We start from the raw sequence: 12932 nt of genomic DNA, 5'->3' as shown, positions 1-12932 counted from the left end.
TGCATTAACCAACGTTATTAGTCATCACTTCGTTAATATTCTATGCCGATTTTTTACCGCTTCATTTCTTCCTTATTTTGTCTAGTGAAATAGAGAATATACTTTGATTAACAAAAACCATGGTTCATCTTAGTGAGGGTAATGTGACTCATTTCTTGTTTGACAAAACCATGATTCATAGGTGGGGAGTTGTGTTGACCGAGGGAAGCTATTGTTTTTGTCAGAGCAAAAATAGAATAAATAAATAAGTTGGTGGGAATTTTAAAAAACAATCATCGCATTGAAAGGAAATAATAGAACAATGGATATTAACAGGATGGGTTCAGCGGAAATTACAAATTTATGGGTGCATTATCTTAGGGAAACAATGGCAGTTTGTATGAGTAAATATGTATTAAAATGTGCAAAAGACCCTGATATCATTTCTACTTTTGAGTTTGCCTTAAATTTGTCAAATAACCACATGAAAGTACTTGAAAAGCTTTTCACCGAAGAAAACTTCCCAATTCCAAACGGTTTCACTGATGAAGATGTTAATTTGAATGCCCCGCCATTATTTACTGATAACTTTTGGTTGACTTATCTTTACGCTATGTCAATGCATGGGTCGTCATTGTATAGTCTTGCATTTAATTCTTCATCGAGAAAAGATTTAAGAGAGTTTTATTACCAATGCGTGAACGATTCTATGGATACATACAATATGTCTATTGAGGTTCTTATTGCAAAGGGATTATACGAAAAATCACCATATTTCACTACTCCGCAACAAGTTGAATACATAACAAATATAAGCTATGTCGCTGATGTTTTTGGAAAACAGAGACCTTTAAATACAATAGAGGGCGGAAATATATTTTTTAATCTAAAAAAGAGTATTTTACAAAAGGGACTTACTTTAGGCTTTAGTAAAGTATGTCAGTCAAATGAGATTCGCAGGTTTATGGAAAAAGGGTTGCAGGTTATCAATAAACATATAGGATTATTCTCTTCCTTGTTACATGAAAATAACCTTCGTGTCCCCCGATCATTGGATTCAGAAATTATTGAGTCATCCATTGCACCTTTTTCAGATAAACTGATGCTATTTCATACTGGGAGTTTGTTTAATCTTGCAGTATCATACTACAGTTATGCAGCTATAACGAGTATGCGAGCTGATTTAGTCGCCCACTGTGAAATAGCCATTTCAAGGGATTTGAAAATTTTAGCCCAATTTAGTCAGCTTATGATCAAAAATCATTGGCTGGAACAACCACCAGTAGCGGATGACCGGCAGAAGATGAATAATTGAATAAGCAGAAATTTTCAAAAGGCAAAATATACAAGACTTTTTATTCTAAACTTGTATATTTTGCCTTATTTTTCTCTTTAGAATATTTTGAGGCGTTCCAAGCATCCGTTACGAAACCTAGGACGTCACGAATAGCACCAAAAGAGAGTAAGGTGATTATCAAAACCATGCTCTTATCTGCTTAGGTTTCGTTAAAAACATCTGGTACCCATAAATGACCACCGCATAAAAAAGATAGGTAACAAAGATATAGATCGGTTTAAAATGAACTAGTTTAAATAACTTTAACTTTTGTAAAATTGTACAAATAGGGAAAGCGAGCAGGAGGTTCATGATCGCATTCAGCAACATATAAGGCCCGAATCGGCCATAGGTTAAATGAAAAATCCATAAAGTACCGCAAAAGAAAGGACCTAAAATAATACTTAAATCAGTAAAAATCTTTTCTTTTATCCCGCCTTTCTCCACGATCCATAACTTCAAAGGAAGGGAAAATAGACTTGTTAATAAAATTAAACTGACCGCAAAATTTGCAACTGGCAGGTATTCTTTAAAAGACTTTTTCGGTAAAAAAACAAGTGATAGCCATGAAACAGCGAGCAATGCAATTCGAACAAGATTGACCATTAATAACACTCCTCTCTTAATTTTTATTTCGAAAATTTTGTTGAATTGTTTTTCTATGATAAAGGGTTGCAATACTAATTCCATCTCATTTTTTTGAACTTTGGGATAGAGACTTTCTGTCTATTGCATCCGGTTGTTTTTCAAACCAACCATGTTTAACTAAAATTTTGTAACAAAGTACTCCAGCCTCCATCGCATGAGTAAATACCTTATAGTAGTTTAAAATAATATCCGATCTTAAGCTGGAACCCAATGCAGCTCCATAATAAGATAGAGCTGCATTTACTAAAAACGCTGCGTGAAACATCATTAATTTGTCTGAAAAAGGACTTTCAGTAGAATCTGTAACTTCTGCATCCCATCTCGAAGGGATTGGTAGATTATCTTGATGTAAAATAGCGTCAAAGCTTTCCGCATCTTTCCCCGCTAACTTAACGTTTTTTAACATAAAATCGCGAACGTCTTCCACCTTTGCAACTTGACTAAAAGCCAAACTCAAAGATCGAATAAATCCGGTTTTCTTTGAATTGAAAAAAAGCGTGCTGATTTCCGAACCATTGAGTGGTCTTTTATCTCCGATTAAATTTGAAATGATCCCTGTAGATTCAATAAACTCTCCTCGCGGGGAGGATGGAATCGTAGGGACACTTGAAAAATTAGGAAGAGTTTTGCTTAGTTCCACTATTTTTTGAAGCAATTCTTTAGATGTTGCCGTACATTCAAAGAAATAATCTTGAATGTCTTTTCGATCTGCAACCGTTATAGCAACACTATAGGCGGTTACCCCATGTACCGTCATAATATAGGAGTAAAAAAGTAAGAAATGGTCAGAAAAAAGACGAGGGGCATTAAGATTCACGTCACTCTCTGTAAATCCTATTGGGACTTGGTAATTTGCATTTTTTAAGAATTCAGAGATTTGGGAGATATGGCTCTCAGCTAATTGTAATGCGTATTCTAAAATGGGTTTGATCTCTTTGTCTTCAACAATTTTAAGAAAATATTTGTAAACACAGACTGCCATACTATCTCCCATATATTGAAGCCAAAGAGCGGATAGTTCCGCAGAGGTTAAGGTGCATGTTTTTGATTTCTTAAAAATCCCCAAAGGAATTCCCCTCCCCAATAGTTTTATTTCGTTCAATTAGTCCATGATTATTTTATGTTAGTAGCTATAAACTATACGGACAAAAAGTATTACGAAAAGGACTGATTAATTAAGGGAAGTTCAACGACAATTTCAAATTTTTAGCCTGGGAAATTGAATTAATATAATTTGTCATTTTAGGTGATATTAAGACTAAAAGGAGTTTAGATTAAAAATGGAGCATAATCCAAAGCTTGTTTCTTCCGAAGTTGCGGCATTGTGGAGCGCTTATATGCAGAACTCAATGTCTTATTGTATCCTTCAGCATTTTAAGAAAGTAAATGAAGATCATGAAAGTACAGACATTATCAATACTGCATTAACAGATTGTGAATTCGTTGTAAATGAAGTAAAACAAATTTTTGAAAAAGAAAATCATGCAATTCCTATTGGATTTACAAAAGAAGATGTAAATTTGAATGCAGGTCGATTATATTCAGACCTGTTTGCTCTGAGATACATAAAATACATGGCAGCAGCTGGAACTGCAGATGCATCATCTTTACTTGAAGTTTTAGCAAGAAACGATATAAGATTACTTTTATCAACAATTTCCGAAATGTTTATGAAACTTTACAATCATGCTTGTGACTTACTTCTTAAAAAGGGAGCTTTTATCCGTTCTCCAACTATAGCTCCAATGGAAAATGCCGAATACCTGCAAAATGACACCTTTCTTTCAGGATTAATGGGCAAGCATCGTCCTTTAACTGCGATTGAACTAGCACATATTTCTAAAAATACGGAAACAAACTCGATCGGTCGAACATTTGTAGCTGGATTTTCTCAAGCGGCTACATCACCTGAAGTGAGAAAATATATGGAGAGAGGTATGGAAATAGCTGCGAAGCATGAAACGGTGTTTAGGGAAATATTAATAGAAGATGAGGTGCCATTACCAAGTTCCTGGGATTCAACTATTTCACAATCTATTGATGCTCCTTTTTCAGATAAGTTAATGATGTTTCATATCAATAGTTTGACTTCCATTGGTATCACAGGCTATGGTACAGCCATTGGGACAAGTCTTAGAAAGGATTTAAGCGGACATTACACGAGGCTTGTAGCTGAAGTACTGCAATATGCAAATGATGGTGTTAAATTAATGATTAATAACAAATGGATGGAACAACCGCCGCAAAACGTAGACAGAGAAGCGTTAAGGAACAGAACTGTTTAATAACGACAGGAATATATACGTAGGTTTTAAATCACTGAAATATCAAGCTGCCAACATATGGCGGCTTTTACCTTTTGAAAGAGTGAAGTACTTTTAAAAGAATCCTGATGCATACATAAAGAGCTTGACAAGGTCCAAACTCCTTCAGTATAGCTGTTCTTTAGATAATTAACATTTTTCATTATGATCATCATTGATTTGGATAAACTAGTGAGGCCAATTCTTTAGGAGGTTGAAATGGAAATAATTAATCATAATAGTAGAATGACTTCTTCAGAACTAGCAAATCTTTGGTCACAATATATGAATGATAGCCTCTCACGCTGTTTGTTTCGTTATTTTATTAAAAACGTACAGGATCATGACATTAAAGGTGTAATACAATATGCACTTGAATTATCGGAAAGTCATCTTCAAAAGATAAAAGGTTTTCTATCAAAGGAAAATTATCCAACTCCAAAGGGGTTTACTGATGAGGATGTCACATTAGAAGCACCTGCTCTTTTTACAGATACATATATTATTGTTTTTACTCAAATCATGTCTATTCACGGTATGACAAGATATGCCGGTGCGATGGGGGGAGCCATCAGAGAGGACCAAAGGAAATATTTTAAGAAAGTATTAGCTGAGTCTGTTGAATTATATGATTTTACTACTAAGGTTCTTGAAAATAAAGGGATTGTTAGCAAATCACCTACTTTTCATAAACACCAGAAAGTTGAGTTTATAAAGAAGCAAAACTTTTTAACAGGCTGGTTTGGAAAACGAAGACCTATTAGTGCAGTTGAAGTTAGCGGCACTTATCTTAACCTGCAAAAGACAATGACAAAAATAGTATTAGAATTGGGGTTTAGCCAAGTAGCTCAATCTAAAGATGTTCGGGATTATATGAAAAGGGCAATGTCAGTTTGTCAACATCATTATGAAATCCTATCTAAAATGTTAAAGGAAGATCATTTACACATTCCTAGAACTTTTGATTCTGAGGTAACGGATTCAACCCTTCCTCCATTTTCCGATAAGCTTATGTTGTTTTTTATATCTATGCTGCTCTCCTCAGCGATTGGGTATTATGCAGAGGCAATGTCATTTTGCCAAAGAAGGGATTTGGCAGCAAATTATGCAAAAATGATTGCAGAAATAGGCGTTCTAGCAGAAGATGCTATGAACTTGCTTATTGAAAATGAATGGATGGAACAGCCTCCTTTAGCGACAGATCATGAGGACTTGGCACAAAACTAGGGATCAAAGCAATGAAATACCATCCTTCTTGTAAAGTGTCTACTTTAAAATAAGGGCTTTTTTAGCTCGTTAAGTTTAGCGATGATTGCAATCTATCCAACGTGATATGCCTCATGAGTATATACATGATGATATAGCCAGTTTACATTCGGCTTAGAAGGAGGTACCCATCCATCGGAAAAAGTTATTAACCCAGAAATCTTCGCTTTGAGCTATGTGAGAAAAAATCAATGAAATTGATTTTGGATAAATGACTGACTGCTTGTTCCAAGAAGCTTCATCAAGTTCTTTTAGATAAGGAATTAATGTTTTGCGGAGATATCATTACGAAATGGAAATAGCATTTAAATATCATCCTTTTTTAGCTCTATATGATGTTCATATCATACTAAATGTTGTGTGCATGATATAATGCGTACTTTGCTTGAAAATCAGTTCTATAAAAACCCTTATTCAGGGCTAGGAAATTTATTTAAGAACTCTCTAATTTCCTCAATTGTTATGCCTATCTCTAGAGCGGAAAGGATCAATTCCTCCCACTCTTTATCTAAAGTTTCTTGAACTGATTTTTGATCCATAATGACTCCTTAAATATGTATTTAATATACTTCTTTAAGGTAAATTATGGGATGTTTTTACATATATATCAATGATTTTTTTTCGACAAAAATTATTACATTTTTCGAAAATTTTTTTGAAATGATACAGTGTCATCTATGGCCAATCAGGCGTGAGCATTTATGAGTTCACGCCTAATATTATTGAAGAAAAACGATTAATAAATTTAAGAGGTTTTCCAGTTTGTGCAAGAAAAATTTCGATATTAGATCAATCCATAATAATTAACCCTAATAATGCGGCAAATTGAATGGCTTGGTAAGTTGAAACTTTACAACCTTTTAGGTCTGATAATGAAACACTAAGTGTTTGGAAAGTTGAAGTGCTAATGTCTATGCCTTTAAGTGATGTTCTTTCAAAGCTTGCACTATTTATATTACATGATGTAAATTCGATTTTTTTAAATCGGCAATCATAAAAATCAGAACTTTCTAAAGAGGTATCTTGAAATACCACTTTTTCTAGTTTTGAATTCCCAAAAGCAGATAAATTAAGTAAAGAATGATGAAAGTGGACATTGCCAAAGCTAGACTCTGTAAGGTCAGCACCTAGTAATTTACAGTTCACAAATTTAACTCTATGTATAGAGGAATGACCCATTTTGGCATTAGAAAAATCGCAGTTATCAAAAATGACATCTGTGATATCAATATTGGAAAAGTCGGTATGATGAAACTTGCAATTTTTTAAGATCATCTTATATAAACGTGCTTTGGGTAATACTTCATTTTCAAAATTAGCATCATTTATTTGACATAACTCCAATTCAGGGTCTTCCTCATAAAAAATATCATGAAAATTTCTCAAAGGTAAATCATGTTGTATTCTAGGTGATTCAATCTTCATATAATTTTCCTCTCTATCTAAGGTATAAAAATGTATTCGTATGTTACTATAGAGAATTTTTTACTAAATAATAAGTCTTTCTTTTTTGAGGGGGTTATGTGCAATCTTACTATTGGATAATATTTTTAATTTTTTTAACCAGGCTAGTGAAATTAATGGTAAATTATAGATGTGAAATAAAACCTTTTCGGGATGAAAGGCGGTTTTATGAGTGAAATCGGTAAAGGTTTATCATTACGATGCATTTAGCAAAGAACCGAATAAAGGGAATCCCGCTGGTGTTGTTGTCGATGGAGATGGTCTAACAGAGGAGGAAATGCAAGAAATTGCTTTAAAAGTAGGGTTTAATGAAACTGCTTTTCCGATTAAATCCGATATTGCTGATCTTAGGATCCGTTATTTTACTCCAGGTCATGAAATGAATCTCTGTGGACATGCCACAATAGCGACTGTATATGCGTTAAGTAGGGCGGGGTTTTTCGATGATAAAATGGAATTTACCATTGAGACCAAAGCAGGTGTATTACCAATAAGGATGAAAAAAGATTCTGAAGGCGAACTATACATAACAATGAAACAGGCATCACCACAGTTTCAAGAATTTAATGGTTCAATTGAAGAATTGGCCTATTCAATCCGATTGTCAAAAGAAGAAATTGTTGAAGAATTACCAATTCTTTATGGTAGTACAGGAACTTGGACATTGCTAATTCCAATAGCTAAACTGGCTTCATTTAATAAAATGAAGCCTAATAATAAGTTATTTCCTGAAATATTAAAGGAAATGCCAAAAGCGTCTATTCATCCTTTTTGTTTGGAGGCATATGATCATAATGCTGTTATGCATGCCCGGCACTTTTCATCTCCTTATTCTGGCACAATAGAAGATGCAGTTACTGGAACTGCTTCAGGAGTAATGGGAGCATATTATGCCAACTATTTAAAAACATCAATTGAAGACCCTTTACACCTTACAGTCGAGCAAGGTCAGGAAATTGGAAAAGACGGCAGGGTTATGGTAAAGGTCTCTAAAGTCGAAGACAATTATGATATTGAGATTACAGGAAATGCAGTATATGTAAAAGAATTTGAAATCACCTTGTATTCAAAATAAGTTTGCCCGAATATGCCAAGTATCATTCGTTTTATTAGGTTGCAGGTGAAAAGGCGGTTAAAACGTTCCTGCATCGGAGATAAATAAAATGATTTGTAACACTCCTTATAAACAGTAGAAAGGAACGGAGGTATTACGTTGGCGGTTGAGGCTCAAATGATAAAGTATTGTGAGAATTGCAAGGAAGAAACACTTCATCATGCATATGAGGATGCTTTGGTCATTGACTATAAGTGTACACAATGCAATGAAAAAACGGAGGTTATGAAATCCTTTTTTTAATGTATAAGCCATTAAGGTCTTATCATTAGTGCATGATTAAATTCCTCCTGACTTAGTCTAAATGCCGGGTCAAGAGGAATTTAAATGTATATATAAAATGTAAAAGTACAAAAGACGGTGATTAAATAATCGAAAGGGAGCTGAATAAATCATTTTTAACATTATTCTCTAGGTGTACCAGTGACTTTATCGGGAAGTCTAAAGGTACCGAGACATTTAGATAAATATTATAGATATAGTAAGGAGAGAGGACGATGGAATCAATATGGCTGGAATATGCTTGGGCATTGTTAATTCTAATTGGATTAGAAGGATTATTATCAGCTGACAATGCTCTTGTTCTAGCAGTAATAGCTAAGCATTTACCAGAAGATCAGAAAAAAAGAGCGATCAATTACGGAATCATTATGGCTTTCGTATTCAGATTTGGGGCACTCTTCGCCATTTCTTTTATTGCAAACATCTGGCAAATACAGGCGGCTGGGGCTGCTTATCTTCTTTACCTCGGGTTAAAGCATGTTATTCAAGCAAAATTCGGGAAAGAAAATGAGGACATTCATAAGGATGATGAAAAGGAAGCTCGTGGAAAAGGTTTCTGGCCAACGGTAGGAAAGATTGCAATAGCTGACCTCGCTTTTGCCATTGATTCGATTCTAGCAGCGGTTGCTCTTGCCCTAGGTCTTCCAGATTCACCTCTAGATAATTTTGGTGGTATGGATGGAGGACAGTTTATTGTCGTTCTCCTTGGAGGGATTGCTGGTCTTGTCTTAATTAAGTTTGCTGCAACTTGGTTTGTACAGCTTCTTGCAAAACGTCCGGCATTAGAAACGACAGCATATGCAATTGTTGCATGGGTTGGTGTTAAACTGGCTATCATTACCCTTGCTCATGAGGATATAGGTGTCTTAGATCATCATTTTCCACACAGTACTGTTTGGACTCTGATCTTTTATGGAGTATTAGTCGGTATTGCCCTGCTTGGTTGGTTTGCACCTAGCAATAAGAAGTCACTGCAGGAAAAAAGTTCTTAAGGAGTCAATACTAATGTAACCATAAATTGGTGAGTTAATTCCATGGAATTAACTCACTTTTTTTTAACAAACAAGTAAGAAATAAATGGTAAAATTAAATAGGGCTTTTTCGAAATCGCATATTTCCATAAAAGGGGTAGGTGAATACAATTAAGAAAGTGAAAAGTATCCTGTTTATGATTCTTGGATTTATATCACTGGTGATTGGAGTTGCAGGGACTGTGTTGCCTGTTCTGCCAGGTGGTCCGTTTTACTTATTCGCCGCTTTTTGCTTTGCGAAAAGCTCAAAGTCAGTGGAAAACTGGTTCAAGAACACCTCATTATATAAAAAATATGTTGTAGGATTTTTACAGAAAAAAGGCATGACACGAAAAGAAAAAATTCGCATTAATTTAATTGCTGATTTCTTCATCATCATTTCTATTTTTTATATAGATCTTCTTTTAGCGAGAATTCTGTTGATCCTGCTCGCCCTCTACAAACACTATTATTTCATAAAGAAAATCAAGACAATTCGCCAAGATCGTTCGAAACATAAAATTTCTTAAATTCTTAAAAGGTATTATTGATAAAAAAGAGGGATACATAGGTGGTTATAGAAACTAAATAGTTGTATTTTAAAACCAATTTTTGTGAACGAGGGTGTGAGATGAAATGATGGAAGCATCAAAACCAAAAGGGAAATTTGGGCAGAGCCTTCAAGTACGTTTAGTTTCTGATCTGGAAAAATCACAAAGATACTACCGAGATGTTCTTGGATGCAAGGTGGATAATTGGGGACACGCAGAACGGGACGGCATGATTATTATTCTTCAACAGGCAAGCTCTCAAGAAGATGTGCGACCAAATGCTTTATCGAAAAAACGTCAAGATTATCCAACCGGTTGGGAAGGACCAAACTTCGGATGGGATACATATATTCACGTTAGTTGGGATGATTTTGACCTTCTTGTTGAAGAGATTCGTGGTAATGGCGGGTTTATTGCAGTAGAGCCTTTTACTGATACTCATGGTATATGGGAATTTAAGAATACATGTATCAAAGATCCAGATGGATATAACATTGTATTAGGTTCAATGCGTGAACTTTAACAATGGTGTTTTACTGCTGTTTGTCCAAAAAATAGTGGATGTTTGAAAAGTATCATTTTATTTTGAGATTCGAGATGAGTGTAAATTAATAAGGAAGAACCTTTTGTATATTTGTATAATAATACCTATATGTGAATAAATACACATGAGGAAGGAGGGGGTTTTCATGAAATTGATTTGCGAATCTAACAAAATAGAAGATTACTTACTCGAATTAAATGAAGTTGATTTTTCACATCAAATAATTAAAACAAAAATCGAGGAACTCTTTAATCCAACTCAATCAGATATTGAAAAGGCAAAGGTTGCTTTTGAATTTGTTCGAGATAAGATATCACATTCTTGGGATATAAAAGGGACAAGAGTTACATGTAAAGCATCAGATGTATTAAAGGATAAAGAAGGAATTTGTTATGCCAAATCAAATTTATTGGCGGCACTATTGCGGTCACAAGGGATTCCGACAGGTTTTTGTTACCAGCGATTAATGTTGTTCGATACTCCTGAGAAGGGATATTCATTACATGCTCTAAATGCCGTTTATCTTAAATCAGTAGAAAAATGGATACGTATAGATGCTCGGGGGAATAAAACTGGAGTTGATGCTCAATTTTCTTTAGATCAAGAAAAATTGGCGTTTTCGGTTAATGAGAAATTTGATGAGAAGGACTATCCTGTTATTTTCAAAAAGCCAAATATAAAAACAATCACTGTTTTAAAGGAGAATACAGATATAGTAGAGATGTATATGAACAATTTGCCTGAAAGTCTATAAGATGTGTTTCCAAGGATTTACCGCGAGCTTAATCACAAATAAATAGAAGATAAAGTACGTCTTCTATTTATTTGTGTCTTAATGATCCGAGGCTAAAACCAAGAGCTTACGCTTGAAAGCCTTTTTTACTCATTTCCTTTGCTTTTGTACGATGAGACCAAACCACTACAGGAATCAGCAACAAGGACAGAATAGCTCCAGAAAGTGATAATGTTGCATAGCTTGAATGAGCAACGACCATCCCTGATAATGCACTGCCAGAGGCACCTGATAATGCAACTAAGACATCAACAGATCCTTGTGTTTTTGCACGAACAGTTGGATGTGTGGCATCGATAATAAGTGCAGTTCCGCTTATTAGACCAAAGTTCCATCCAATACCAAGCAAAATAAGAGCGCAGATAAGCAGAATCATTGAGTGACCTGGCGCAAATGCAGCCAACAATCCAGAGCACAAAAGTGTGGCACCAGAGGCAACGGCCATAGCAGTACGCCCAACCTTATCTACTAACAGTCCAGTAAAAAGCGAAGGTAAATACATAGCCCCTATATGAAAACCTATGACTAATCCTACTGCTCTCAATCCATGGCCATAATGCTCCATATGAATTGGTGTCATCGTCATAATGGCGACCATAACCAATTGTGTTAACACCATAATCGTAGCACCAACGACAATTCCGCTTTTATTTTGTACAGAAAGTTCAGTATTCCGTTTCCCTTGATCCAAATTATTTTTCTCCTGAGCTTTCGCTATCGCTGTAGACACAATCAAAGGATCTGGACGAAGGAAAATAAAGAGAACAAGCCCAGCTAGGATAAAGGCAGCGGCAGCTAAGATGAAGGGACCAGCCAAGGTTGGAATACCAATTGATTGTGCAAAATCTCCCATTACATCAACAAGGTTTGGCCCTGCTACAGCACCAAAGGTTGTTGACACCATCGCCATACTCACTGCAGTTGCCCTTTGTTTAGGTGTTGCCAGATCAGTACCAGCGTATCGTGTTAGCAAATTTGTGGCGGTACCAGCTCCATAAATAAGAAGAGAAGCGAATAATAGCATGACACTGTTAATTAAGGAGGCGACGATAATTCCGATTGCTCCCAGTCCACCCGCAAGAAATCCGCCTGACAGTCCTATTCTGCGTCCAAAACGCTGTGAAAGTCGGCCCACTAGTAAGGCAGCCCCTGCTGATCCTAATGTGAGTAATGCAACTGGAATGCCTGCTGCACTTTCTGTTCCGAGCATATCCTGTGCTAAAAGCGCTCCTACCGTTATACCTGCTGCAAGTCCAGCCCCTCCAAAAATCTGTGATAGGATGACAATTTTTAAAGTTCTTTTATAAAGCTTTTGTTGTTTTTCTGGTGAATCAATATACTCTTGCAACCAAACAGGCTCCAGTTTCGATTTATTTAACAATTCATTCTGCACCTCCTATAGATGGTTATGGGCTCATGAAAATGAACCTACAATCATGAACCCCTTAACCAATATATTACAGTTGATTGAAACATAAGAAAATAAAAAAGATTTTTTAAAAATTTGGTCCTATGTTTTTTCTATGAGAAGATGCGATGAAAAGGAGAAGTGACGCGATAATAAGTAAAGCTTACGCAACAAGAAGGGAAACCGATGCGATATCGTGTAAAATCGGTGCAACCATGGGAGTATGACGCAATT

At 35.5% G+C, this 12932-nt stretch carries 14 protein-coding genes; 9 read left to right on the top strand and 5 right to left on the bottom strand.

Annotated features, from left to right (window positions below):
- The first annotated feature begins 316 nt into the window (after window positions 1-316).
- Window positions 317-1294 (top strand): DUF3231 family protein, encoded by a 978-nt coding sequence (locus AC4GZ8_RS20090; protein WP_491083683.1) that lies wholly within the window; start codon window positions 317-319, stop codon window positions 1292-1294.
- A gap of 159 nt (window positions 1295-1453) precedes the next feature.
- Here the strand turns inward: AC4GZ8_RS20090 and AC4GZ8_RS20085 are convergent, their stop codons facing one another.
- Window positions 1454-1921, bottom strand: a complete 468-nt coding sequence (locus AC4GZ8_RS20085) for a hypothetical protein (RefSeq protein ID WP_491083682.1) — start codon at window positions 1919-1921, stop codon at window positions 1454-1456.
- An 85-nt stretch (window positions 1922-2006) separates the two neighbouring features.
- A complete protein-coding gene (locus AC4GZ8_RS20080; protein WP_491083681.1) occupies window positions 2007-3029 on the bottom strand; it encodes a DUF3231 family protein in 1023 nt (340 codons plus the stop codon).
- A gap of 214 nt (window positions 3030-3243) precedes the next feature.
- Here AC4GZ8_RS20080 and AC4GZ8_RS20075 point away from each other — a divergent pair, with 214 nt between their 5' ends.
- Both AC4GZ8_RS20075 and AC4GZ8_RS20070 read left to right on the top strand, forming a co-directional pair.
- Window positions 3244-4248, top strand: a complete 1005-nt coding sequence (locus AC4GZ8_RS20075; RefSeq protein WP_491083680.1) for a DUF3231 family protein — start codon at window positions 3244-3246, stop codon at window positions 4246-4248.
- Window positions 4249-4485: 237 nt separating this feature from the next.
- Window positions 4486-5493, top strand: coding sequence for a DUF3231 family protein (locus tag AC4GZ8_RS20070; protein WP_491083679.1), 1008 nt, complete (start codon window positions 4486-4488; stop codon window positions 5491-5493).
- A gap of 449 nt (window positions 5494-5942) precedes the next feature.
- On the opposite strand, the gene AC4GZ8_RS20065 is transcribed toward AC4GZ8_RS20070, so the two are convergent.
- Together AC4GZ8_RS20065 and AC4GZ8_RS20060 are read right to left on the bottom strand one after the other, a co-directional pair.
- Window positions 5943-6071 carry an anti-repressor SinI family protein gene (locus AC4GZ8_RS20065; protein ID WP_491083678.1) on the bottom strand — a complete coding sequence of 43 codons (129 nt, stop codon included), beginning with the start codon at window positions 6069-6071 and terminating at the stop codon, window positions 5943-5945.
- Window positions 6072-6321: 250 nt separating this feature from the next.
- A complete protein-coding gene (locus AC4GZ8_RS20060; protein WP_491083677.1) occupies window positions 6322-6957 on the bottom strand; it encodes a pentapeptide repeat-containing protein in 636 nt (211 codons plus the stop codon).
- A 211-nt stretch (window positions 6958-7168) separates the two neighbouring features.
- Here AC4GZ8_RS20060 and AC4GZ8_RS20055 point away from each other — a divergent pair, with 211 nt between their 5' ends.
- The 6 genes from AC4GZ8_RS20055 to AC4GZ8_RS20030 all read left to right on the top strand — a co-directional run bounded on the left by AC4GZ8_RS20055 (window position 7169) and on the right by AC4GZ8_RS20030 (window position 11251).
- Window positions 7169-8071 carry a PhzF family phenazine biosynthesis isomerase gene (locus AC4GZ8_RS20055; protein WP_491083676.1) on the top strand — a complete coding sequence of 301 codons (903 nt, stop codon included), beginning with the start codon at window positions 7169-7171 and terminating at the stop codon, window positions 8069-8071.
- A gap of 138 nt (window positions 8072-8209) precedes the next feature.
- Window positions 8210-8353, top strand: a complete 144-nt coding sequence (locus AC4GZ8_RS20050) for a hypothetical protein (protein WP_491083675.1) — start codon at window positions 8210-8212, stop codon at window positions 8351-8353.
- Window positions 8354-8607: 254 nt separating this feature from the next.
- Window positions 8608-9384: a TerC family protein gene (locus AC4GZ8_RS20045; RefSeq protein WP_491083674.1), complete on the top strand. Its 777-nt coding sequence runs from the start codon at window positions 8608-8610 to the stop codon at window positions 9382-9384.
- Window positions 9385-9524: 140 nt separating this feature from the next.
- Window positions 9525-9932 (top strand): YbaN family protein, encoded by a 408-nt coding sequence (locus tag AC4GZ8_RS20040; protein ID WP_491083673.1) that lies wholly within the window; start codon window positions 9525-9527, stop codon window positions 9930-9932.
- A gap of 106 nt (window positions 9933-10038) precedes the next feature.
- Entirely contained in the window at window positions 10039-10476 is a 438-nt protein-coding gene (locus tag AC4GZ8_RS20035) for a VOC family protein (RefSeq protein WP_491083672.1), read from the top strand.
- A gap of 166 nt (window positions 10477-10642) precedes the next feature.
- Complete coding sequence (locus tag AC4GZ8_RS20030; protein WP_491083671.1) at window positions 10643-11251, top strand: transglutaminase-like domain-containing protein; 609 nt, start codon at window positions 10643-10645, stop codon at window positions 11249-11251.
- Window positions 11252-11357: 106 nt separating this feature from the next.
- On the opposite strand, the gene AC4GZ8_RS20025 is transcribed toward AC4GZ8_RS20030, so the two are convergent.
- Entirely contained in the window at window positions 11358-12671 is a 1314-nt protein-coding gene (locus tag AC4GZ8_RS20025; RefSeq protein WP_491083670.1) for an MFS transporter, read from the bottom strand.
- Window positions 12672-12932: the final 261 nt, after the last annotated feature.

This window comes from Metabacillus sp. RB-C-LZQ-3-1, from assembly GCF_058315175.1.
The sequence above is the reverse complement of the archived record's forward strand: the minus strand, read 5'-3'. Positions and strand labels throughout refer to the sequence as shown.

Bases quoted from the DNA above. Each gene is read 5' to 3' on its own strand.
- AC4GZ8_RS20090 (WP_491083683.1), top strand. From the start codon at position 317: ATGGGTTCAGCGGAAATTACAAATTTATGGGTGCATTATCTTAGGGAA.
- AC4GZ8_RS20085 (WP_491083682.1), bottom strand. From the start codon at position 1,921: ATGGTCAATCTTGTTCGAATTGCATTGCTCGCTGTTTCATGGCTATCA.
- AC4GZ8_RS20075 (WP_491083680.1), top strand. From the start codon at position 3,244: ATGGAGCATAATCCAAAGCTTGTTTCTTCCGAAGTTGCGGCATTGTGG.
- AC4GZ8_RS20070 (WP_491083679.1), top strand. From the start codon at position 4,486: ATGGAAATAATTAATCATAATAGTAGAATGACTTCTTCAGAACTAGCA.
- AC4GZ8_RS20065 (WP_491083678.1), bottom strand. From the start codon at position 6,071: ATGGATCAAAAATCAGTTCAAGAAACTTTAGATAAAGAGTGGGAGGAA.
- AC4GZ8_RS20060 (WP_491083677.1), bottom strand. From the start codon at position 6,957: ATGAAGATTGAATCACCTAGAATACAACATGATTTACCTTTGAGAAAT.
- AC4GZ8_RS20045 (WP_491083674.1), top strand. From the start codon at position 8,608: ATGGAATCAATATGGCTGGAATATGCTTGGGCATTGTTAATTCTAATT.
- AC4GZ8_RS20035 (WP_491083672.1), top strand. From the start codon at position 10,039: ATGATGGAAGCATCAAAACCAAAAGGGAAATTTGGGCAGAGCCTTCAA.
- AC4GZ8_RS20030 (WP_491083671.1), top strand. From the start codon at position 10,643: ATGAAATTGATTTGCGAATCTAACAAAATAGAAGATTACTTACTCGAA.